Below are 21,107 nucleotides of genomic sequence, written 5' to 3'. Positions count from 1 at the left end.
GCTGATCCTGTTAGGACGCTGCTTCTTCGCTCTCAAACATCTGCATGGGCTGGCCCGGCATGATCGTCGAGATCGCATGCTTATACACGAGCTGCGAATGGCCGTCACGGCGAAGAAGAACACAGAAATTGTCAAAAGACGTAACAACGCCCGTGAGTTTCACGCCGTTGATCAGAAAGATTGTCAGGGAAATCTTTTGCTTGCGAACAGTATTGAGAAATAAGTCCTGAAGATTCTGAGAACGTTCCGCCATCGCGCCGCTTCTTTCTTTATTGCCGACCTGATCTGGCCGGTAGAATATCAATCAACCTCACCATGCGAAGACCGGCGGCATCCTCGTTCCACCTGTCCAGCAAATCTTGGTATCAAATCGCAATCTTTTCCGCAACGTCGAAAAAGGCCTCGCGGACTTTCTGCGAAACGCTGCCCGGATGGCCGTTGGCAATGACCTGGCCATCGACGGAAACGACCGGAAAACAAATGCTTGTGGCTGCAGTGAGGAAGACCTCGCGGGCTGCGAGCATCTCCGAAACGGAGAAGCTCCGCTCGGCGATTTTCAACTCCAACTTGGCTGCGACATCCATCAGAGTGGTGCGGGTAATGCCGCGCAGAATGCCGTGTTCGGCCGGGCGCGTCACCAGCGTTCCATCAGGATCGACGATCCAGACATTGGTCGCCGCCCCTTCCTTCACCATGCCGTCGCCGTCGACATAGATCGCTTCCTGGGCGCCCGCCTCCTTGGCCTGCTGGCGAGCCATGGCATTCGGCAGCAAGCCGACGGACTTGATGTCGACGCGGTCCCAGCGATTGTCGACAAGGGTGATCGCCTTGATGCCGTTGGCGTTCTTGGCGGCGATGATCCTGGCATCGGTGCTCTTGGCGGTGATGACAAGCGAGGGCGGCGTTCCCTCGGCCGGAAAGACATGATCGCGGCGGGCGACGCCGCGCGTCACCTGCATGTAGAAAAGCCCGTTGCGGACATGGTTGCGGCGCAGCGTCTCGCGAATGACCTGCGTCAGCGCCGCCCGGCCCATCGGCCGGGCGATGCGCAACTCACCGAGCGAACGGTCGAGACGGTTCAGATGGCGCGTGAGATCGACGATATAACCATGGCGCACTTCGCAGACCTCGTAAACGCCATCGGCAAACTGATAGCCGCGATCCTCGATATGCACGCTGGCATCGGAATGCTTGACGTAACGGCCATTCACATAGGCAATTCTCGGCATGGGAAACCTGGTCTTCCGGGAAGCAATATGGGACGCGGCGCGGCGTCGGCCGCGCCGGATACAATCAGACGCCGAGCGACTTCAGCTTGCGGTGCAACGCCGAACGCTCCATGCCGACGAATTCCGCGGTGCGCGAGATATTGCCGCCGAAGCGGTTGATCTGGGCGATCAGATAATCCTTCTCGAACATCTCGCGGGCTTCGCGCAGCGGCAGCGTCATGATGTGATAGTCGTTCTTGGCGGACACCTTCGGCAGCATATCGCCGAGATCGGTCGGCAGCATGTCGGCGGTGATCGGCGCATCCGGGCCGTCGGTGCGGGCAAGGATCATCAGCCGCTCGATATTGTTGCGCAGCTGGCGGATATTGCCGGGCCAGTCATGCGCCTGCAGCACCGCCATGGCGTCGTCGCCGATGCGGCGCGGACGGATGCCGGCCTGCTCCGATATCTGGCGCATCAGCTGATCGACGAGGAAGGGAATGTCCTCGCGCCGTTCGGCCAGCGCCGGCACACGCACCGGAACGACGGCGAGGCGATGGTAGAGATCCTCGCGGAACCAGCCCTCGGCGATGCGGCTCTCAAGATTATAGGCGGTCGAGGAGATGATGCGGACATCGACCTTGACACGCTTGGAGCCGCCGACCCGCTCGAACTGCTGGTCGACCAGGACGCGCAGGATCTTGTTCTGCGTCTCGCGCGGCATTTCGCCGACTTCGTCGAGATAGAGGATGCCGCGATGGGCTTCCTCGAGCGCGCCGATCTTGCGCGCCTGGCCGGGCGTGCCCTCGGTGCCGAACAGCGCCACTTCCATGCGTTCGGGCGTGATGTTGGCGGCGTTGATCGCAACGAAGGGGCCGTTGGCGCGGGACGACTTCTTGTGGATCATCCGCGCCACCAGCTCCTTGCCGGAGCCGGAGGCGCCGAGGATCATGATGCGGCTGTTGGTCGGTGCAACCTTCTCGATCGTCTGGCGCAGCTGTGAAACGGCGACCGAGGTGCCGATCAGCTCCAGCGCATCGCCGGTGCGGCGCTTCAGATCCGAGACCTCGCGCTTCAGCTTGGAATTCTCCAGCGCACGTTCGGCGATCAGGATCAGCCGGTCGGCTTTGAAGGGCTTCTCGATGAAATCGAAGGCGCCGCGCTTGATCGCCGAGACGGCGGTCTCGATGTTGCCATGGCCTGATATCATGACGACGGGCAGTTCGGGATGGCGGGTCCTGATCTCGTCGAGCAGCGACAGACCATCGAGCTTGCTGCCCTGCATCCAGATATCGAGGAAGATCAGCCGCGGCACGCGATCGGAAATCGCCGCCAGTGCGCTGTCGCTGTCGTGGGCCGTGCGCGTCTCGTGCCCTTCATCCGAGAGAATGCCGGAAACGATCTCGCGAATATCGTGCTCATCGTCGACGACGAGAATATCAGAGGCCATAAACGCTTTCCTTGTCATTGGCTGCGGGGGCAGCAGGCGTCGGATCCAGGCGTGGCAGATGCACGCGGATCATGGCCCCTCTTCCCCGGTCAAAATCGGCGGGCGCATCATGCAGCTCGAGCTGCCCGCCATGTTCCTCGATGATCTTCTTGACGATGGCGAGGCCGAGGCCGGTGCCCTTCTCGCGCATCGTCATATAGGGCTCCAGAATGCTGTGGCGGTTCTCCACCGGCAGGCCGCGGCCATTGTCGATGACGTCGACGGTGAAGCGGTCGCGGCCGGTATCGAGGGCTGCGCGGACGAGAACCTTGCGTTCGTCCCGTTCGTCGCTCGGAACGGCCTCGATCGATTCGACGGCATTCTTGATGAGATTTCCGAAAGCCTGGCCGAGCATGCGGCTATCGAACAAGCCCTCCAGCGGCTGGTCGCCGAAATCCTGCTCGAAGGTGACGTGATGGTTACCCATCTCGCGCAGGAAGATCGCGTCGCGCAGGATATTGCGCAGGTCGCTCGGCTCCTTGGTCGGCTTCGGCATGCGGGCAAAGGCTGAGAATTCGTCGACCATGCGGCCGATATCGCCGACCTGGCGGATGATCGTATCCGTGCACTGGTCGAAGACGGTCCGGTCATCCGGGTCGATCTGCTTGCCGTAGCGGCGCTGGATGCGCTCGGCGGACAGCTGGATCGGCGTCAGCGGGTTCTTGATCTCATGGGCGATGCGCCTGGCCACGTCGCCCCAGGCGGTCGAGCGCTGGGCGATGACGAGATCGGTGATGTCGTCGAGCGTGATCACGTAGGATTCGCTCATGTCGCGCACTTCCTCGCGGGTGACCTGAACGCTCAGCGTCCTCACCGTGCCGCCGCGCACAAGGGCGATCTGCTTGCGGAAATCGCCGCGATAACGCACCGCCGCCTCGGTCAACACGTGATCGACCTCCGGCGCGATGTCAACCAGCTGCTTTCCGAGCATTTCGTCGGCCGACAGCGACATCAGCGTCTCGGCCGAACTGTTGACGATGGCGATGCGGCGGTCCTGCTCGACGCCGATGACGGCGGCGGTGACGCCCGACAGCACCGCCTCGATGAAGCGGCGGCGATCGTCGACCTCGTCCTTGGCTTCCAGGATCTCGTCGCGCTGGGTGCGGATTTCCGAAATCATCTTGTTGAATGTGCGCGAGAGGTTGGCGACGTCGCCATCGACGGCATGCACCGGCACGACGATATCCATATTGCCCGATGCAACGCTGTCGGCCGCCGTGATCAGCAGCCGGATCGGCCGGACGATACGGTCGGCGACGGCGATCGCAGTCCAGATCGCCGCCAGGAGCACGATCAGCGCGAAGCCGATATAGAGCACGGCAAAGGCGACCTGCAGCGAGAAGCGGTTGGCCTCCATCGAGCGGTATTCGGTGGCGTTCTCCTCCATCATGCGCATGGCGCCCATGACCTTGGGATCGACGGCGCGCACCGTATAGAGAAAAGTGCCCTGGATGGCATCGAGTTTGATGATGGCGCCGACGAGATTGGTAACGCCGGGCGGGATCAGCGTCGGCTGGCCGGCCGCCGCCTTTTCCAGCGCGTCCTGCGGAATGGCCGGCAGCGGCTTTTCGGTGGCGATATCGGCCTGGACGATCACCGAGCCGTCGCGCTCGACCAGGAAGGCGCCGAGCAGGCCGCGGCCCCTCGCCTGGCGGGTCATCAGGTCGGCAAAGCCCGTCCTGTCGAGGCTGTAGAGCGCGCGGTTGCGCTCGAGGTCGTTGGCCATGGAGACAGTCTGCCCCTGCAGATAGCTGGCATTCTCCATCATGTAGGCTTGGCCGATATTGCGCGACGAGCTGACGATCGACTGGGTGCGCAGGGCAAACCAGCGGTCAAGACCGGCATTCAGCGTGATACTGGCGAAGATGGCGACGAGGATCGCCGGCGTGATCGCGACGATCGAAAAGAGCACGACGATGCGGATATGCAGGCGGGCTGCGGCGCGGCCGCGGGTGCGCGCCTTCAGCAGCCTTGCCACCTCGCGAGCGATCAGGGCGAGCAGCGTCAGGACAAAGAAGGAATTGACGATCACCGAGGTGATGACGACATGCGACGTCGGCGCGATCGGCGTCAGTCCGAGCAGCACGAAAAGCGTGGCCGTGGCGCAGAGAAGCGCGCCGCCGGCGAGCACGAGGCCGGGCACGGCAAAAAGCGCGCGGCGATCGGTCACCGTCGTCACCGTCTCGCCCGCCGCCGCCGGCGATACCCCATCCTGCGTCATTCGGCCTCTCTTCGGACGGCACCTGCCGCCCTCGCCATCCGATCGAAACCAAGGAAACGCCGGCTTAAAGAAGCCAGCGTTGCAACGACTCGATCGGGAGCGAATGTCCAAAACCCGTGCGTGACCTTTAAGCAACGCATTGTGGCGAAAATGCAACGCGTCTCGTCACATTGTCAAGCCGCGCTTCCCTCGACGGGCCTTAATCTGATCCGTCGGGGGAGGTCTGTTTCCTCTAGAAGCGACGCGGTCCTTCGGGTTTGTTTCCGACGATCGTGTCGATCCGCTCCAACACGTCAGACGTCATCTTGTCTCGGTGTGAGAGGGCCGCGAGATTGTCCTGCAGCTGGCTGGCGCGCGAGGCTCCAAGAATGACCGTCGAGACGTTCCGGTTGGCGAGGCACCACAAAAGGGCGAGATGCGTGATCGACATGCCGATCTCGTCGGCGAGCTTTGCGAGCTCGCCAACTTGTTTGAGCTGGGCAAGGCCGGCATCACTGGACCACTTTTCCTTCAGCCATTCGTAGCCCGGCAGGTTCATACGGCTGTCGGCCGGCACACCATTATTGTACTTGCCGGTCAGGACGCCCGAGGCGAGCGGCGACCAGATCGTGGTGCCAAGGCCGATCAGGTCGTAGAGCGGCAGATAGTCGGACTCGACCTTCTGGCGTTCGAAGATGTTGTACTGCGGCTGCTCCATGGTCGGCGGCGTGATGCGCAAGTCCCGGGCAACGGCGTAGGCTTCCGTCAATTGCTGGGCGGACCATTCCGACGTTCCCCAGTAGAGCACCTTGCCCTGGGCGACGAGATCGTGCATCGCCCGAACCGTTTCCTCGATCGGCGTGTCGATATCCGGGCGGTGGCAGAAGTAAAGGTCGAGGTAGTCGACCTGAAGCCGCTTGAGCGCTGCATGACAGGCGTCGGTCACATGCTTGCGCGACAGGCCGCGCTGCGTCGGCTTCTGGCCTCCCCAGAAGACCTTGCTGGAGACGATGAAGCTGTCGCGGCTCCAGCCGAGCCTGCTGAGCGCCTCGCCCATCACGATCTCGGACTTGCCGCTCTCGTATCCTTCGGCATTGTCGAAGAAGTTCACCCCGTTGTCATAGGCAAGCCTCATGAGGTCGACGGCGTCGCCTCCACTGACCTGCTTGCCGAACGTCACCCAGGAACCGAAGGAGAACTCGCTCACCTGCAGGCCCGACTTTCCCAAACGTCGATATTCCATCATGCAACTCCCGCAAATTATGAATATGTGCCGGCCTGTCACCGGGGTCGGCGTCGCCCGATTGATCGACCACCGATTGGCGTAATCTATGGCATGCGTAACGATATGCGAGGCTCAACGCGTCAAGTTGACCAAAACACGATGTCGCAGTTCCTGTCAGCCCCCGACCGTAAAGAAAAAGGGCGCTCCACGACATCAGTCGGAGCGCCCCGTGGCATGCGATCGACGACGTTTGCGGCGGAGGTCGACAGCAGCAACGGCAGAATGACTAGATTCGGAACGGATAGGCAACATGCGATTGGAATCTGCGACATTATCGACCGCTGATTGATCCTGTCATCCACCGGATATCCACAGCTTATCCACAGGCACGGCGACGATGATCGCAGCAACTTCAATGACATTTGCCTGTCGGCAAAACAATCTTCACAAATGCTTATGTGACTGTCGAATGACACCGCATCTTTGTTTGTCTGCTTGGATATAAACCGTGGCCTGGCTCAGATAGGCTCACCTCTCCTCCCGACCGTGGCGGCGGACGCCGGGAGGGGTGGGCGGTGGGCAACATGAGGGCCCGCCGCCTTCTTTCAATTGCGCCCCGGAGCAGGCTCAGGCGGTGCGGGAACTCCTGTAGACCGAGACGCCAAGTTCCCTGATCTTCTTGCGCAAGGTGTTGCGGTTGAGACCGAGAAGATCGGCGGCCTTGATCTGGTTGCCGCGTGTCGCCGTCAGAGCGGCGAGGATCAGCGGATATTCCATTTCGGTCAGCACGCGATCATAGAGGCCGGGCGGCGGCAGATTGTCCCCGAAGCCTGCGAAATAGCTGCGCATGTTCTCCTCGACGGCTTGCGCGATCGTCATCGAGCCGCTGCGCATCGGCCCCTTGTCGATCGGGCTGTCGGGCACGTCGGAACGCAGTTCCGCGTCGATGATTTCGCGGGTGATCACATCCTGCGGGTAAAGCGCCATCAGGCGGCGGATGAGATTTTCCAGCTCGCGGACGTTGCCGGGCCAGGCATAGGCCTTCATCAGTTCGAGCGCCTCCTGATCGAAGCGCTTGGAGCCAAGACCTTCCTTTTCCGCCTGCTGGATGAAATGGCGCACCAGATCGGGAATGTCTTCGGCGCGGTCGCGCAGCGGCGGCAGGCGCAGCGGCACGACATTGAGGCGGTAATAGAGGTCCTCGCGGAAGAGGCCCTGGTTGATCGCCTGCTTGAGGTCCTTGTTGGTGGCGGCAACGATGCGCACATCGGTGCGGATCGGCGTGCGGCCGCCGACGGTGGTATATTCGCCCTGCTGCAGGACGCGTAAGAGCCGTGTCTGGGCGTCCATCGGCATGTCGCCGATCTCGTCGAGGAAGAGCGTGCCGCCTTCGGCCTGCTCGAAGCGGCCGGTCGAGCGGGTCTGCGCGCCGGTAAAGGCGCCCTTCTCATGGCCGAAGAGTTCGGATTCGATCAGGTCGCGCGGGATCGCGGCCATGTTGATCGCGACGAACGGGCCGTTGCGGCGCTTGCCGTAATCATGCAGCGCGCGGGCGACGAGTTCCTTGCCGGTGCCGGATTCGCCGGTGATCATCAGCGTCAGGTCCGTCTGCATCAGGCGGGCGAGCACGCGGTAGATTTCCTGCATCGCCGCCGAGCGGCCGACGAGCGGCATGCCGTCCTGCATGTCGTCTTCGAGCTTGGCGGGCTTGCGCTTCGGCTCGGCCAGCGCCCGGCCGATGATGCCGATAAGTTCGGTGAGATCGAAGGGCTTCGGCAGATAGTCGTAAGCCCCCTTCTCCGAGGCCTTGATGGCGGTCATGAAGGTGTTCTGGGCGCTCATGACGAGGACGGGCAGGTCGGGCCGCGCCTTCTTGATGCGCGGCAGCAGATCGAAGGCGTTTTCGTCGGGCATCACCACATCGGTGACGACCAGATCGCCCTCGCCTGCCGAAATCCAGCGCCAGAGGGTAGCGGCGTTGGAGGTGATGCGAACGTCATAACCGGCGCGGCTCAAAGCCTGGTTGAGCACGGTCCGGATGGCCGCATCATCATCTGCAACGAGGATCGTGGCTGTCATCGAGAAGGTCCTGTCGAGCTTGCTATAGAGGCGTCTTCGAGCGAGGCGTCCTTCGACGCCGGCATGAGAACGCGGAATGTCGTGCGGCTGTTCTGGCTGTCGCATTCAATGATGCCGCCGTGATCGCCAATGATCTTGGCGACCAGCGCCAGTCCGAGGCCGCTGCCGTTCGGCTTGGTGGTGATGAAGGGATCGAAGAGATGCGGCACCAGATCGAGGGGGACGCCGGGGCCGTTGTCGTGGACGCAGAATTCCAGCGGCAGCGAGATCTTTTCGCGCGTGCCGGCGACCGAAAGACGGATGCCGGGGCGATAGGCCGTCGTCAGCATGATCTCGCCGTCCGGCCGATCGCCGACCGCTTCGGCGGCGTTCTTCACCAGATTGAGGAAGACCTGGACGAGCTGGTCGCGATTGGCATAGACGGCCGGCAGCGACGGGTCGTAACTCTCGGTGACGCGGATGTTGCGCGCAAAACCCGCCTTGGCGACCGCCTTCACATGATCGAGCACCGAATGGATGTTGACCGGCATGCGGTCGACAGGGCGTTCGTCGGAAAAGACTTCCATACGATCGACCAGCGAGACGATGCGATCGGTCTCGTCGCAGATCAGCCGGGTCAGCGCCCGATCGTCGTCGACCGCAGACTGTTCGAGCAACTGGGCGGCGCCGCGGATGCCGGAGAGCGGATTCTTGATCTCATGCGCCAGCATCGAAGCAAGGCCGGTCACCGAGCGGGCGGCGGCGCGATGCGTCAGCTGCCGGTCGATCTTGTCGGCCATCGAGCGTTCCTGAAAGACGATGACGACGGCGCCGGGCTCGCTGAGCACCGGGGCGACGTAGAGATCGACGAGCTTGTCCTGTCCGAGGCGGGGCGAACTCAGGTCGACGCGATATTCGTTGACCGGCGCCTTGCGCTCGCGCACCTGGTCGATCAGGGCAAGCAGCGGGCTGCCGAAAGGAATGAAGGTCGAAATCCGGTAACGGGCCAGATGCGAGGCGCTGGCGCCGAAAAAGGCCTCCGCTTCCCAATTGGCGAAAACGACGAAGCCGGATTCGTCGACCATGACGACGGGGTTCTGGATGGCGTTCAGCACGGCCATGGCGACGGTCCCGCCGGCGTGATCGGACGGAGATGTCATATCTTTCGTCATGCCGCCTCCCGGCTGTCGACAACACTGGCCGCCAATGCATCGTAAAGACGCGCGGCCACTTCGCGCGGGTCGCGCGAAGTCATGATCGCAGCCTTTTCGTCGCCCAACAGATCAGGCGCGAAACGCTGGAGATACCAGCCAAGGTGCTTACGGCCGTGGCGGATCGCCACGGCCTCGCCATAGAAATCCAGCATCATCCGGTAATGTTCAACGGCGATATCGGCGATGTCAGGGGGTAGCGGTGCGGGCGCCCCTGATATGACGCCGGCATGCCACGGCCTGCCCTGGCAGCCTCTGCCGATCATCACGGCGTCGGCGCCCGAGCGGCGCAATATTTCCTGCGCATCGCCTGCGGTTTCGACATCGCCATTGGCGATCAGCGGAATGGAGATCACCTCGCGGACGGCGCGGATCGCATCCCAATCGGCGCGGCCTTCATAGAATTGCATGCGGGTGCGCCCGTGAATGGTCACAAGCTGGATCCCGGCGGCCTCGGCGCGGCGGGCGATATCAGGCGCGTTGATCGAATTCTCGTCCCAGCCGAGGCGCATCTTCAGCGTCACCGGAATGTCGACGGCCTTCACCGTCGCCTCGATGAGGCCGAGCGCGTGATCGGGGTCGCGCATCAGCGCCGAGCCGGAATAACCGCCGATCACCTTCTTTGCCGGACAGCCCATGTTGATGTCGATGATATCGGCGCCATGATCGGCGGCGATCTTGGCGGCCTCCGCCATCCAGTGCGCCTCGCGCCCGGCAAGCTGCACCATATGCGGCCGGAAGCCCGCAGCACTGAGCCGCGACCAGGATTCGGCCGTGTCGTTGACCAGTTCGCGGCTCGCCACCATCTCGGTGACGACGAGGCCGGCGCCGAAGCGCCAGGCAAGCTCGCGGAAGGGCATATCCGTGACGCCGGACATCGGCGCCAGCACAACGCGGTTCCGCACGGACACGGGTCCGATTCGGAAAGGCGCTGCGAGGTCCTTGGAAATCAAATGATTATCTTTCGGGCACACAATAGAACTGCATTATTTTTAGCCACTATTCCCTGGCTTGCCAAGGGGGATGGGATGGGAATTGATATTTTTCGGGCAGATGCTGGAAAAGGCCAAAGCAAGACGTTAGAGCACTCGGGTCAATTCCGCATATTTTAGGGGATTTATGCTGCAAATGCCTTCTAAGCAACCGATATCGGCTGGAATTGTCATCGTGGCCGCCGGCCGCGGCGAGCGCGCGGGATCCTCCACGGAAGGCCCCAAGCAGTATCGCATGATCGGCGGTAAGCCGGTTATCGTGCATACGCTTGAAAACTTCATGACATGGGAAGCGGCAACTGAGATCGTCGTCGTCATTCATCCCGATGACGATGCGCTGTTTGCGAGAGCCTTCCGCCACATCATCTCGGCAACGCCGATCGAAACGGTGCATGGGGGTGCGACTAGGCAGCAATCCGTGCTGGCGGGCCTCAGATACCTCAAGGACAAGCAAATCAGCCATGTGCTGATCCATGATGCCGTGCGGCCGTTCTTCGACCATGATCTCCTGGACCGCATCACCGAGAGCCTTGATGCCGGCGCACAGGCGGTCCTGCCGGCGATCCCGGTCACCGATACGCTGAAACGCGCCGACAGCGCCGGCACCGTGCTGACGACGGTTTCACGCGAGCATCTCTACGCGGCGCAGACGCCGCAATCCTTCGCCTTCGAAACGATCCTCGAGGCGCATGAGAAGGCGGCGGCAAGCGGACGAAGCGATTTCACCGACGATGCCTCGATCGCCGAATGGCTGGGCATTCCGGTGACGATCGTCGAGGGCACGGCCGACAACGTCAAGCTGACGGTCAAGAACGATATCGCCATGGCCGACGACAAGCTGTCGGCTTCGCTGCTTCCGGACGTGCGCACCGGCAACGGCTACGACGTGCACCAGCTCGTAGCCGGCGATGGCGTGACGCTCTGCGGCGTGTTCATTCCGCATGATCAGAAGCTGAAAGGTCATTCGGATGCCGACGTCGCGCTGCATGCGCTAACGGACGCGCTGCTTGCCACCTGCGGCGCCGGCGATATCGGCGATCATTTCCCGCCATCCGACCCGCAATGGAAGGGCGCGCCTTCGCGGATCTTCATCGAGCATGCTGCCCGGATCGTGCGCGAGCGCGGCGGCACGATCATGAATGCCGACGTCTCGCTGATCGCCGAGGCGCCGAAGGTCGGCCCGCATCGCGACGCCATGCGGGCGAAACTGTCGGATTATCTCGGCATCGATATCGAGCGCTGCTCGGTCAAGGCGACGACCAACGAGACGATCGGCTTCGTCGGCCGGCGCGAAGGCATCGCGGCGATCGCGACTGCCACCGTCGTCTATCGCGGGAAGAAATGATGAACCTTTTTCCCGACGATATTATTTCGATGGCGGAGACGATCATCCGTGACTTCACGGCTGCAGGCCTGATGGTCTCGACTGCCGAATCCTGCACCGGCGGGCTGATCGCCGGGGCGCTGACGGAGATATCGGGTTCGTCCGCCGTCGTCGACCGCGGCTTCGTCACTTATACGAATAGCGCAAAAGTGGAGATGCTCGGCGTGCAGGCGGAAACGCTACTGCGTTTCGGGGCGGTCTCCGAGGAAACGGCGCGGCAGATGGTGCATGGCGCTCTCTTCCGCTCAGGCGCCGAGATCGCCGTTGCCGTCACCGGCATTGCCGGTCCTGGCGGCGGATCGGCGGAAAAACCGGTCGGCCTCGTGCATCTCGCCGCCAAATCGCGCGCCGGCGCGATCATCCATCGAAAGATGTTCTATGGCGATATCGGCCGCAGCGAGGTCCGGCTGGCGACGATCAGGACGGCGCTGGAGATGGTGCGCTCGCTCTATGCGGCCTGACGCGGGTTCGCTCATCAGGCCGGCGTGTAGATCCTGTTTGCGCGCGTCTCGAAGGCTTCGGTGAACATGCGGAAGGCGCGATCGAACATCGAGCCCATCAACGCGCCCAGGATGCGGCTCTTGAATTCGTAATCGATGAAGAAATCGACGGTGCAGCCGCCAGACGGCGTCTCGGCAAAGTGCCAGCGATTGTCGAGATATTTGAAAGGACCATCGATATATTTAACCTCGATGACGTGTTCGGCCCTGTTCAGCAGCACCTGTGTCGTGAAGGTCTCGCGGATCGCCTTATAGCCGACCGTCATGTCGGCGACGAGCAGGATCTTGCCGTCGCGCTCCTTGCGGCTCCTGATGGCGAGGGCTTCGCAAAGCGGCAGGAATTCCGGATAGCGCTCGACATCGGCGACGAGATCGAACATCTGCTCGGGCGTGTGCGGGACGGGACGGTGCGTTTCGAATTGCGGCATAAGCGGCAATTAATCGGGCCAGCCGAGAAGATCAAGAAGCTCGCGCATCTGGTGGCGGGATTTTAGCTGAAGAATAGGTACGTCAGGGCCGTGCTCGGCGATGCCCGCGACGAGGCGCGGCGCGAATTTCTCCTCGAAGGTCCAGATGAAGCGGAGGAATTGCCAATCGACCTTCTCGATACAGCCCGGCGCCATTTCGGGGCGAGTGCGGCCGATCCATTTCGCCCACCGGCTGATTGCGCCCCAGATACAGAGAAGCCGCGGCATGCGGACCCAGAGGACGAGATCGGTGCGCGGCAGTCGAATGTCCAGGGAGGACGGGTTCGTGCCGTCCATGATCCAACATTCTTCGAGAATCCGGCTGGCGATGATATTTCTCTGCTCGACCCTGTCGCGCACCACCCAGCCGGGAAGCCAAAATACGTCGCGATCGAGCGAAATGTAGGAAAGCCCGAAGCGCTTGGCGATCTTCAGCGATAGCGTGGATTTGCCGCCGCCCGAGCAACCCATGACGAGGATGCGGCGGGCTGTGCGAATATGCTCCGCAGCCTGTTCGAGATCGGTGATCTGCTGATGCGGCGGCAAGTCTACTCTCTTATCCATCATGCAACTCCCTCGAGCCAGACGTGCGTTTCGCCGGCGCGACTCAAGCGCTAAGAGCGGCGAACCGGTTAGTTGCTTTACGCGATCTTATGATGACGGTGGAATTTGCAAGCCCGTGATCCTGGAGTGCTGCCTCGATCAAAGGCGCGGCGTCGCGCTCGAAATTCCAGATATAGCCAAGCGCGTCCAGCGAGAGGCGTTCGGGGCAGCCGGCAGGCAGTTCGGGACGGTTGCGCCCAAAATAACGGAATGTTCTCGAGACCGCGCCGTACAGGCATGCATATCTGGGCAGCCGAAGCCAGATGACGGCGTCGGCGCGCGGCAGGCGAAGATGGAAGGAGCTGAGGCCGGTTCCATCCATGATCCAGCGCTGTTCCGCCACCGCCTTGGCGATCCGGCGGTCGATCTCGTCGCGCGGTCTCTTTCTCCAGCCCGGTTGCCAGTAGAAGTCACGGTCCATGGAGATGTAGTCAAGGTCGAGCGCTCGCGAAAGCCGCTTTGCGAGCGTGCTTTTGCCGCTGCCAGGGCAGCCGATCACCAGGATACGATTGGCTTCGATCAGCGGCGATTTCAATCCGGAGGTGATGTTCATCATCGACAGCCCAAAGAAAAACCGCGGCGAAAATCGCCGCGGTTCAATCAAAAAGCAAGTGCCGGCGCTTACTCGGTGGCGATCAGCAGCTTCTTTTCGCGCGCCGCTCTCAGCCGGGCAAAATCGTCGCCGGCATGGTGGGAAGAGCGGGTCAGCGGGCTGGAGGCGACCATCAGGAAGCCCTTGCTGTAGGCGACGGTCTCATAAGACTTGAACTCGTCGGGCGTGACGAAGCTTTCGACCTTGTGGTGCTTGCGTGTCGGCTGCAGGTACTGGCCGATCGTCAGGAAGTCGACATCGGCTGTGCGCAGATCGTCCATCAGCTGGAGGACTTCGTTTCGCTCTTCGCCAAGACCGACCATGATGCCCGATTTGGTGAACATGGTGGGGTCGAGTTCCTTCACCCGCTGCAGCAGGCGGACGGAATGGAAGTAGCGGGCGCCAGGGCGAACCGTCAGATAGTTGCCAGGCACCGTTTCCATATTGTGGTTGAAGACGTCGGGCTTGGCGGCGACGACGCGTTCCAGCGCACCCGGCTTCTTCAGGAAGTCGGGCGTCAGGATCTCGATCGTCGTCATCGGCGAGGCCGCACGGATTGCCCAGATCACCTTTTCGAAGTGTTCGGCGCCGCCGTCCTCCAGGTCGTCACGGTCGACCGAGGTGATAACGACGTGGGATAGGCCCATCTCCTTGACCGCCTTGGCGACATTCTCCGGCTCGGCCATGTCGAGCGCATTCGGCTTGCCGGTGGCGACGTTGCAGAAGGCGCAGGCGCGGGTACAGATCTCGCCCATGATCATGAACGTCGCGTGCTTCTTGTCCCAGCACTCGCCGATATTCGGGCAGCCGGCCTCCTCGCAGACGGTGACGAGCTTGTGCTCCTTCACGATCGCGCGCGTCTCGGCATAACCCTTGGAGGTCGGCGCCTTGACGCGAATCCAGTCCGGCTTGCGCACGACTTCCGTATCAGGCCGATGCGCCTTCTCGGGATGCCGCACGCGCTTGGCGTCGGGATTGATCGTATCGAGGATCGTCACCATTGCAGTTTCAGCTTTCTACCGCCCCTATGCGGCAAATCTCATTCGGATCTAGCGCCGCACCAGCCGCGCAAGGAATATCAACAGGCAGGCGCCAAGGAAACCCGTCACGAAGTAACCGAGCCGTCCGCCGACCACCTCGACATGGAACTGCGCAAGGACGGCGCTTGCGACGACCGAACCGACGATGCCGAGCACAATGTTCAGAAAAATCCCGTATCGCGCTTCCATCAGCTTGCCGGCGAGCCAGCCCGCAAGCCCACCGATGATGATTGCCGAAATCCAGCCGACGCTTTCCATGCCTGCCCCTACCCTCAAGTTGGCCCTCAGTTACGCCTCAAGCGACCGCTCTGGCGATCAGAACCACGATGATGGCGCCGACGGTGGCGTGGATGATCTGCACCACCAGCGCGTTTTCAATGCCCAGCGAAATGCCGAGCGCGCTGAACAGATAACCGCCGACGAAGGCGCCGATAATGCCGCTCAGCAGGCATCTTATCAACCCGCCGCCACCGACGACCAGGCTTGCGAGGAAGCCTGCGACCAGGCCGATCAGCAAAAATACCAGCAACGCCTGCGTCTCCATAGACATGATGATTTCCTTTCGTTTTTTCCACCCCCGGTGGGATGGCTTTGCCACCCCTTGGGGATGGCGTTGCCACCCCGACATAAAGGGCAGCCTTGGAAATTATCAAGCGTTCAGGACACGGCCGTAGGCATCGAGCACCGCTTCCTTCATCGATTCCGACACGGTCGGATGCGGGAAGATCGTGTGCATCAGCTCTTCCTCGGTCGTTTCGAGGTTCATCGCGACGACGAAGCCCTGAATGAGCTCGGTGACTTCGGCGCCGACCATGTGGGCGCCGAGCAGCTCACCGGTCTTCTTGTCGAAGATCACCTTCACCATGCCCTGGTCTTCGCCAAGCGCGATCGCCTTGCCGTTCGCTGCGAAGGAGAAGCGGCCGACGCGGATGTCGCGGCCCTGTTCCTTGGCTTTGGCCTCGGTGATGCCAACGGAGGCGACCTGCGGATTGCAATAGGTGCAGCCCGGGACCTTGCCCTTGTCGGTCGGATGAACGTTCGGCAGGCCGGCGATCTTTTCGACGCAGACGACGCCTTCATGCTCTGCCTTGTGCGCCAGCATCGGCGGGCCGGCGACATCGCCGATCGCATAGATGCCGGCGATATTGGTCTTGCCGTAACCGTCGATGACGACGCAGCCGCGGTCGGTCTTGACGCCGAGCGCCTCGAGACCGAGGTTTTCGATATTGCCCTGAACACCGACGGCCGAAATCAGTCGGTCGGCGGTGATCTGCTGCACTTTGCCATCGGCCGTCTCGACATGGGCGGTAACGCTGTTGGCGGCCTTGTCGACCTTCGAGACCTTGGCGCTGGTGAAGATCTTGAGGCCGCGCTTTTCAAGCTGCTTGCGGGCGATCGCCGTTATCTCGGCATCCTCGACAGGCATGATGGTCGGCATGACTTCGACGACGGTGACGTCGACGCCCATCGAGCGGTAGAAGCTGGCGAATTCGATGCCGATAGCTCCCGAGCCCATGACGATCAGCGACTCCGGCAGAACATCCGGCTTCAGCGCCTCAAAATAGGTCCAGATCAGCTTGCCATCCGGCTCGATGCCGGGCAGCGCGCGCGGACGGGCACCGGTGGCGATGATGATGTGCTTGGCGGTATAGGTGCCCTCGCCGCTCTTGACGTTCTTCGGCAGCGGATGCTGCGGCTCGACGACGGCCTTCGACGACTTGCCGACGACGACCTCTCCCGGCTTCGTGATCTTTGCCTCGCCCCAGATGATGTCGATCTTGTTCTTCTTCATCAGGAAGCCGACGCCAGCATTCAGGCGGGCGGAGACGGCCCGCGAGCGGCCGACGACGGCCTTGGCATCCGGCTTGACCGTGCCTTCGAGAACGAGGCCGAAATCCTTGAAGTGATTGGCGTGATCGAGCACCTCGGCCGAGCGCAACAGCGCCTTGGTCGGAATGCAGCCCCAGTTCAGGCAGATGCCGCCCATATGCTCGCGCTCGACGATCGCGGTCTTCAGGCCGAGCTGGCTGGCGCGGATGGCGGCGACATAGCCGCCGGGACCCGAGCCGATGATGATGACGTCGTAGGATTCAGCCATGTGTTTCCTGCCTTTGTTACGCTGCGCTGCGGGTCATGAGCACCCACGCATGTCTTTTGCTGTTTTCGAAGAGCGGCACGGCATCGGCGCGCGCAGCCTCCAGGAATCCGTTTCTTCCATAAAGCGACAAAGCCGCTTCGTTATCACTTGCGGTAATGAGACTGACGGGCCGCCGATCGGCCCTTTCGATCTGATCGTCCAGCAGCCTGCGTCCGATGCCGATGCCGCGCAGGTGGCGATAGACGCCGAGACTGCCGATGAACCAGCTTCCGACCACCGTTTTCTGCAAGGCGAGCATCGGTGCGGTCGCCGGAATCGTCGCCTCGATATCGCCTATCCCCTCACCCAGCGCATGGCCGATCGCCACACCAGCGACCTCGCCATAGGCCTCGGCAATGACGGCATCCCGCCAGCTGCCGACAGCTTCCTCCTCGCTCATCTTCAGCCGGCCCCGCTCCAGCGGCGTGTCGCTCACGCCGTTTTCCACACCGGCAACCCAGAGCCAGGAGGCAAAACCGCGCGATGCGATATCCGCCAGAATCGCCAGCTCCGAGGCATCCCGCCGTGAGGCCTGCCGGAGGGCGATGAAGGAGGTCATGGTCAGATCCCCAGCATCATCCGCACGATCGATTCCAGCCCGCGACCGAGCGCACGCGTATTCTCCGCATCGAGGTGAATGCCATCGATCGGTGTGGTCTTGGCGACAGAATTGCCGTCGAAGAAGCCACAACCGAGTTCGTCGGCAAGATCACGATAAAGCGTTGCAAGTTTTGCCGATTCCTCGATGCCGCCGGGAAACGACGCGGCGAAGGGCACATTGCCCGTCGCGCGGATCGCCGGTGGCGCCACGATCAGGATCTCCGGCCCATCGAATTCGAAGGGCCAGGCATGATTGCGGATCAGCCGCACGAGCCGGCTGATGCCCTGGCATGCGGCAAAGGCCGAGCCTGCCACGACCGGCTTCATGTCATTGGTGCCGAGCAGAAGGACGACGAGGTCGAGCGGCGCATGCGTCTGCAGGATCGTCGGCAAGATGCGCGCACCGTTGCGGTCACAATCGGCGAGGTGGTCGTCGAAAGCGGTGGTGCGACCGTTCAGGCCTTCGGCAATGACGCGGGCCTCACTGCCGAGCGCTGCCTGAAGCACGCTCGGCCAGCGATTCTTGTAATCATGACGGCCGATCGTCTCGGCGTCATAACCCCAGGTCAGCGAGTCACCATAGCAAAGAACGGTCTTGGTCATTTCCGCCTCCGCGACGCTATCAGACAAGCATGCCCATCGGGTTTTCGATGTAGCCCTTGAAGGCCTGGAGCAGCTCGGCGCCGAGCGCGCCATCGACGCAGCGATGGTCCGTCGAGAGCGTGACTGACATCACAGTGGCAATCGCCATCTCGCCCTTCTTGACGACGACCCGCTGTTCGCCGGCGCCGACCGCGAGGATCGTCGCATGCGGCGGGTTGACCACGGCTGCGAAGTTCTTCACGCCCATCATGCCCATGTTCGAGACCGAACTGGTGCCGCCCTGATATTCCTCAGGCTTCAGCTTGCGGTCCTTGGCCCGCTTGCCGAGATCGCGCATCTCGTTGGAGATCGTCGACAGGGTCTTTTCCTCGGCCTTGCGGATGATCGGCGTGATCAGGCCGCCGGGGATCGAGACAGCAACGCCGACATCGGCATGCTTGTGCTTGATCATGTTGTTGTCGGTCCAGGAGACGTTGGCATCCGGAACGTCGCGCAGCGACAGCGCCATGGCCTTGATGACCATGTCGTTGACCGAGAGCTTGTAGGCCGGAGCGTTATCCTTGCGCGGAGCCGCATCGTTCAGCTGGGCACGCAGCGCCAGAAGCGCATCGAGTTCGCAATCGACGCTGACGTAGAAATGCGGGATCGTCTGCTTGGATTCGACCAGGCGCCTGGCGATCGTCTTGCGCATGCCGTCATGCGGCACGAGCTCGTAGGAGCCCGGTTCGAAGAGCTTGAGCACGGCCTCCTCGGAAGCGCCCTTCGGGGCAGCGGCGGCCGGAGCCGGAGCCGCGGAGGCTTGCGGAGCGGAAGCCGCAGCGGCAGGGGCTGCGGCCTTCGCGCCACCACCGGCAACGGCGGCTTCGATGTCGCTCTTGACGACGCGGCCGTGCGGGCCGGAGCCTGCGACTGCCGAAAGGTCGATACCGGCTTCCTTGGCCAGCCTGCGGGCAAGCGGCGAAGAGAAGGCGCGGCTGCCATCAGATGACACCGATGCGGGTGCAGCGGCGGCTCCAGGTGCCGCAGCCGGAGTAGACTGGGCCGGAGCCGGTGCAGCTTCGGCCTTCGGCGCGGCTGCACCGTCAGCTTTCGGTGCCGGAGCAGCGGAACCCGCACTGCTTGCGGCAGCGGAGACATCCTCGCCATCGGCGGCGAGAACCGCGATCAGCGCATTGACCTTGACGCCTTCGGTGCCGGCGGCGACGACGAGCTTGGCGACCGTGCCTTCATCGACGGCTTCGACTTCCATCGTCGCCTTGTCGGTCTCGATCTCGGCGATCACATCGCCAGACTTGACCTTGTCGCCTTCCTTGACCAGCCATTTGGAAAGGTTGCCTTCCTCCATGGTCGGAGAGAGGGCGGGCATCGTGATATTGATCGGCATCGAAACACCCTCCCCTTATTTGTAGCAAACAGCCTTCACCGCATCGACCACTTCGCCGACGTTCGGAAGGGCGAGCTTTTCGAGATTGGCGGCGTAAGGCATCGGAACGTCCTTGCCTGCGATCGTCAGGATCGGCGCATCGAGATAGTCGAAGGCCTGCTGCATGACGCGGGTGGCGATTTCGGTGCCCACGGAGGACTGCGGATAGCCTTCCTCGACGGTAACGAGACGTCCGGTTTTCTTCACCGATTCGATAACAGCCGGCAGGTCCATCGGGCGGATAGTGCGAAGGTCGATCAGTTCGACATCGATGCCGAGCTTTTCGAGTTCGGCGACAGCCTTGATCGCATAGGTCATGCCGATGCCGAAGGAGACCACGGTGACGTCCTTGCCGGGACGATGGATGCGGGCCTTGCCGATCGGCAGAACGAAATTATCGAGCTTCGGCACATCGAAGTGCTGGCCGTAGAGAATTTCGTTTTCGAGGAAGATGACCGGGTTCGGATCGCGGATCGCAGCCTTCAGCAGGCCCTTGGCGTCGGATGCCGTGTAGGGCATGACGACCTTCAGGCCGGGAATGGCGCTGTACCAGGCTGCATAATCCTGGCTGTGCTGGGCGCCGACACGGGCCGCTGCACCATTCGGGCCGCGGAAGACGATCGGAGCGCCCATCTGGCCGCCGGACATATAGAGCGTCTTGGCAGCGGAGTTGATGATCTGGTCGATCGCCTGCATGGCGAAGTTGAAGGTCATGAATTCGACGATCGGGCGAAGGCCGGCCATTGCGGCACCGACGCCGACGCCGGCAAAGCCATGCTCGGTGATCGGCGTATCGACGACGCGGCGGGGGCCGAATTCCTGCAACAGCCCCTGCGTGACCTTGTAGGCGCCCTGGTATTCGGCGACTTCCTCGCCCATGACGAAGACGTTTTCGTCGGCGCGCATTTCCTCGGCCATGGCGTCGCGCAGCGCTTCGCGCACGGTGGTCGACACCATTTCGGTGCCGGCCGGGATTTCCGGATCGTTCTGCACCTGGGCTTTCGGCTCGGCGGGAACGGATGCGGATGCCGGAGTTGCGGCAGCCGGCTTTTCCTCCTGCGCGGCCTGCGGTGCAGCAGCCGGCGCTGCTGCCGGAGCGGACGCAGACATGTCGGATGCGGATTCACCGTCCTGCAGAAGAACGGCGATCTTGGCGTTCACCTTGACGCCTTCGGTTCCGGCAGGAACCAGAAGCTTGCCGATGACGCCTTCGTCGACGGCTTCGACTTCCATCGTCGCCTTGTCGGTTTCGATTTCGGCGATGACGTCGCCTGAGGTGACCTTGTCACCTTCCTGCTTCAGCCATTTGGACAGTGTGCCTTCTTCCATGGTCGGAGAGAGGGCGGGCATGAGGATATCGATAGGCATGGGTTCC

Annotated in this window: 21 protein-coding genes; 2 read left to right on the top strand and 19 right to left on the bottom strand. The window is 62.3% G+C overall.

Annotated features, from left to right (window positions below):
- Positions 1-10: 10 nt before the first annotated feature.
- The 8 genes from hfq to dusB all read right to left on the bottom strand — a co-directional run bounded on the left by hfq (position 11) and on the right by dusB (position 10,365).
- Positions 11-253: an RNA chaperone Hfq gene (gene hfq / locus RLCC275e_RS09235; RefSeq protein WP_003539403.1), complete on the bottom strand. Its 243-nt coding sequence runs from the start codon at positions 251-253 to the stop codon at positions 11-13.
- A gap of 112 nt (positions 254-365) precedes the next feature.
- Complete coding sequence (locus RLCC275e_RS09230) at positions 366-1,229, bottom strand: D-amino-acid transaminase (RefSeq protein ID WP_033182561.1); 864 nt, start codon at positions 1,227-1,229, stop codon at positions 366-368.
- A gap of 64 nt (positions 1,230-1,293) precedes the next feature.
- Positions 1,294-2,658, bottom strand: coding sequence for a nitrogen assimilation response regulator NtrX (gene ntrX, locus RLCC275e_RS09225; protein WP_033182560.1), 1,365 nt, complete (start codon positions 2,656-2,658; stop codon positions 1,294-1,296).
- The gene (locus tag RLCC275e_RS09220) at positions 2,648-4,918 is read right to left on the bottom strand and encodes a sensor histidine kinase NtrY-like (RefSeq protein WP_033182559.1); all 2,271 of its coding nucleotides are present in this window, start codon (positions 4,916-4,918) and stop codon (positions 2,648-2,650) included. Before RLCC275e_RS09220 ends, ntrX begins: the two co-directional genes overlap by 11 nt.
- Before the next feature lie 232 nt (positions 4,919-5,150).
- Positions 5,151-6,140 carry a potassium channel beta subunit family protein gene (locus RLCC275e_RS09215; protein WP_033182558.1) on the bottom strand — a complete coding sequence of 330 codons (990 nt, stop codon included), beginning with the start codon at positions 6,138-6,140 and terminating at the stop codon, positions 5,151-5,153.
- 609 nt (positions 6,141-6,749) lie between these two features.
- Positions 6,750-8,201 (bottom strand): nitrogen regulation protein NR(I), encoded by a 1,452-nt coding sequence (gene ntrC / locus RLCC275e_RS09210; RefSeq protein WP_003539347.1) that lies wholly within the window; start codon positions 8,199-8,201, stop codon positions 6,750-6,752.
- Positions 8,198-9,352 carry a two-component system sensor histidine kinase NtrB gene (locus RLCC275e_RS09205; RefSeq protein WP_033182557.1) on the bottom strand — a complete coding sequence of 385 codons (1,155 nt, stop codon included), beginning with the start codon at positions 9,350-9,352 and terminating at the stop codon, positions 8,198-8,200. Before RLCC275e_RS09205 ends, ntrC begins: the two co-directional genes overlap by 4 nt.
- Positions 9,349-10,365 carry a tRNA dihydrouridine synthase DusB gene (gene dusB, locus RLCC275e_RS09200; RefSeq protein WP_171816957.1) on the bottom strand — a complete coding sequence of 339 codons (1,017 nt, stop codon included), beginning with the start codon at positions 10,363-10,365 and terminating at the stop codon, positions 9,349-9,351. The genes RLCC275e_RS09205 and dusB overlap by 4 nt, the downstream gene beginning before the upstream one ends.
- A gap of 145 nt (positions 10,366-10,510) precedes the next feature.
- On the opposite strand from dusB, the gene RLCC275e_RS09195 reads away from it, so the two are divergent.
- Positions 10,511-11,728: a bifunctional 2-C-methyl-D-erythritol 4-phosphate cytidylyltransferase/2-C-methyl-D-erythritol 2,4-cyclodiphosphate synthase gene (locus RLCC275e_RS09195; RefSeq protein ID WP_033182555.1), complete on the top strand. Its 1,218-nt coding sequence runs from the start codon at positions 10,511-10,513 to the stop codon at positions 11,726-11,728.
- The gene (locus RLCC275e_RS09190; protein ID WP_171816956.1) at positions 11,725-12,228 is read left to right on the top strand and encodes a CinA family protein; all 504 of its coding nucleotides are present in this window, start codon (positions 11,725-11,727) and stop codon (positions 12,226-12,228) included. Before RLCC275e_RS09195 ends, RLCC275e_RS09190 begins: the two co-directional genes overlap by 4 nt.
- A gap of 14 nt (positions 12,229-12,242) precedes the next feature.
- Here the strand turns inward: RLCC275e_RS09190 and RLCC275e_RS09185 are convergent, their stop codons facing one another.
- The 11 genes from RLCC275e_RS09185 to RLCC275e_RS09135 all read right to left on the bottom strand — a co-directional run bounded on the left by RLCC275e_RS09185 (position 12,243) and on the right by RLCC275e_RS09135 (position 21,100).
- Positions 12,243-12,695: a type II toxin-antitoxin system RatA family toxin gene (locus tag RLCC275e_RS09185; protein WP_003559123.1), complete on the bottom strand. Its 453-nt coding sequence runs from the start codon at positions 12,693-12,695 to the stop codon at positions 12,243-12,245.
- Positions 12,696-12,704: 9 nt separating this feature from the next.
- Positions 12,705-13,301 (bottom strand): P-loop NTPase family protein, encoded by a 597-nt coding sequence (locus RLCC275e_RS09180; RefSeq protein ID WP_082229813.1) that lies wholly within the window; start codon positions 13,299-13,301, stop codon positions 12,705-12,707.
- 40 nt (positions 13,302-13,341) lie between these two features.
- On the bottom strand, positions 13,342-13,890 hold the full coding sequence (locus tag RLCC275e_RS09175) for an AAA family ATPase (RefSeq protein WP_033182763.1): 549 nt from the start codon (positions 13,888-13,890) through the stop codon (positions 13,342-13,344).
- A 68-nt stretch (positions 13,891-13,958) separates the two neighbouring features.
- Entirely contained in the window at positions 13,959-14,930 is a 972-nt protein-coding gene (gene lipA / locus RLCC275e_RS09170) for a lipoyl synthase (protein WP_171891359.1), read from the bottom strand.
- Positions 14,931-14,978: 48 nt separating this feature from the next.
- A complete protein-coding gene (locus tag RLCC275e_RS09165; RefSeq protein ID WP_012757333.1) occupies positions 14,979-15,227 on the bottom strand; it encodes a GlsB/YeaQ/YmgE family stress response membrane protein in 249 nt (82 codons plus the stop codon).
- Positions 15,228-15,264: 37 nt separating this feature from the next.
- On the bottom strand, positions 15,265-15,519 hold the full coding sequence (locus RLCC275e_RS09160; protein ID WP_003539329.1) for a GlsB/YeaQ/YmgE family stress response membrane protein: 255 nt from the start codon (positions 15,517-15,519) through the stop codon (positions 15,265-15,267).
- Positions 15,520-15,618: 99 nt separating this feature from the next.
- Positions 15,619-17,067 (bottom strand): dihydrolipoyl dehydrogenase, encoded by a 1,449-nt coding sequence (lpdA, locus tag RLCC275e_RS09155; protein ID WP_033182552.1) that lies wholly within the window; start codon positions 17,065-17,067, stop codon positions 15,619-15,621.
- A 16-nt stretch (positions 17,068-17,083) separates the two neighbouring features.
- Positions 17,084-17,665: a GNAT family N-acetyltransferase gene (locus RLCC275e_RS09150; RefSeq protein ID WP_012757331.1), complete on the bottom strand. Its 582-nt coding sequence runs from the start codon at positions 17,663-17,665 to the stop codon at positions 17,084-17,086.
- A gap of 2 nt (positions 17,666-17,667) precedes the next feature.
- Positions 17,668-18,309: an SGNH/GDSL hydrolase family protein gene (locus RLCC275e_RS09145; protein WP_012757330.1), complete on the bottom strand. Its 642-nt coding sequence runs from the start codon at positions 18,307-18,309 to the stop codon at positions 17,668-17,670.
- Positions 18,310-18,328: 19 nt separating this feature from the next.
- Positions 18,329-19,693 (bottom strand): pyruvate dehydrogenase complex dihydrolipoamide acetyltransferase, encoded by a 1,365-nt coding sequence (locus tag RLCC275e_RS09140; protein WP_033182551.1) that lies wholly within the window; start codon positions 19,691-19,693, stop codon positions 18,329-18,331.
- Between the two features lie 15 nt (positions 19,694-19,708).
- Complete coding sequence (locus RLCC275e_RS09135; protein WP_033182550.1) at positions 19,709-21,100, bottom strand: pyruvate dehydrogenase complex E1 component subunit beta; 1,392 nt, start codon at positions 21,098-21,100, stop codon at positions 19,709-19,711.
- Positions 21,101-21,107 lie beyond the last annotated feature (7 nt).

Source organism: Rhizobium brockwellii, from assembly GCF_000769405.2.
GTDB classification, from domain to species: Bacteria; Pseudomonadota; Alphaproteobacteria; order Rhizobiales; family Rhizobiaceae; genus Rhizobium; species Rhizobium brockwellii.
This window is presented reverse-complemented; position numbering and strand designations above follow the sequence as displayed.

Excerpts from the sequence above, each read along its gene's own strand:
- hfq (WP_003539403.1), bottom strand. The coding sequence starts at position 253 with ATGGCGGAACGTTCTCAGAATCTTCAGGACTTATTTCTCAATACTGTT.
- RLCC275e_RS09230 (WP_033182561.1), bottom strand. The coding sequence starts at position 1,229 with ATGCCGAGAATTGCCTATGTGAATGGCCGTTACGTCAAGCATTCCGAT.
- ntrX (WP_033182560.1), bottom strand. The coding sequence starts at position 2,658 with ATGGCCTCTGATATTCTCGTCGTCGACGATGAGCACGATATTCGCGAG.
- RLCC275e_RS09220 (WP_033182559.1), bottom strand. The coding sequence starts at position 4,918 with ATGACGCAGGATGGGGTATCGCCGGCGGCGGCGGGCGAGACGGTGACG.
- RLCC275e_RS09215 (WP_033182558.1), bottom strand. The coding sequence starts at position 6,140 with ATGGAATATCGACGTTTGGGAAAGTCGGGCCTGCAGGTGAGCGAGTTC.
- ntrC (WP_003539347.1), bottom strand. The coding sequence starts at position 8,201 with ATGACAGCCACGATCCTCGTTGCAGATGATGATGCGGCCATCCGGACC.
- RLCC275e_RS09205 (WP_033182557.1), bottom strand. The coding sequence starts at position 9,352 with ATGACGAAAGATATGACATCTCCGTCCGATCACGCCGGCGGGACCGTC.
- RLCC275e_RS09195 (WP_033182555.1), top strand. The coding sequence starts at position 10,511 with ATGCTGCAAATGCCTTCTAAGCAACCGATATCGGCTGGAATTGTCATC.
- RLCC275e_RS09190 (WP_171816956.1), top strand. The coding sequence starts at position 11,725 with ATGATGAACCTTTTTCCCGACGATATTATTTCGATGGCGGAGACGATC.
- RLCC275e_RS09185 (WP_003559123.1), bottom strand. The coding sequence starts at position 12,695 with ATGCCGCAATTCGAAACGCACCGTCCCGTCCCGCACACGCCCGAGCAG.
- RLCC275e_RS09180 (WP_082229813.1), bottom strand. The coding sequence starts at position 13,301 with ATGATGGATAAGAGAGTAGACTTGCCGCCGCATCAGCAGATCACCGAT.
- RLCC275e_RS09175 (WP_033182763.1), bottom strand. The coding sequence starts at position 13,890 with ATGAACATCACCTCCGGATTGAAATCGCCGCTGATCGAAGCCAATCGT.
- lipA (WP_171891359.1), bottom strand. The coding sequence starts at position 14,930 with ATGGTGACGATCCTCGATACGATCAATCCCGACGCCAAGCGCGTGCGG.
- RLCC275e_RS09165 (WP_012757333.1), bottom strand. The coding sequence starts at position 15,227 with ATGGAAAGCGTCGGCTGGATTTCGGCAATCATCATCGGTGGGCTTGCG.
- RLCC275e_RS09160 (WP_003539329.1), bottom strand. The coding sequence starts at position 15,519 with ATGTCTATGGAGACGCAGGCGTTGCTGGTATTTTTGCTGATCGGCCTG.
- lpdA (WP_033182552.1), bottom strand. The coding sequence starts at position 17,067 with ATGGCTGAATCCTACGACGTCATCATCATCGGCTCGGGTCCCGGCGGC.
- RLCC275e_RS09150 (WP_012757331.1), bottom strand. The coding sequence starts at position 17,665 with ATGACCTCCTTCATCGCCCTCCGGCAGGCCTCACGGCGGGATGCCTCG.
- RLCC275e_RS09145 (WP_012757330.1), bottom strand. The coding sequence starts at position 18,309 with ATGACCAAGACCGTTCTTTGCTATGGTGACTCGCTGACCTGGGGTTAT.
- RLCC275e_RS09140 (WP_033182551.1), bottom strand. The coding sequence starts at position 19,693 with ATGCCGATCAATATCACGATGCCCGCCCTCTCTCCGACCATGGAGGAA.
- RLCC275e_RS09135 (WP_033182550.1), bottom strand. The coding sequence starts at position 21,100 with ATGCCTATCGATATCCTCATGCCCGCCCTCTCTCCGACCATGGAAGAA.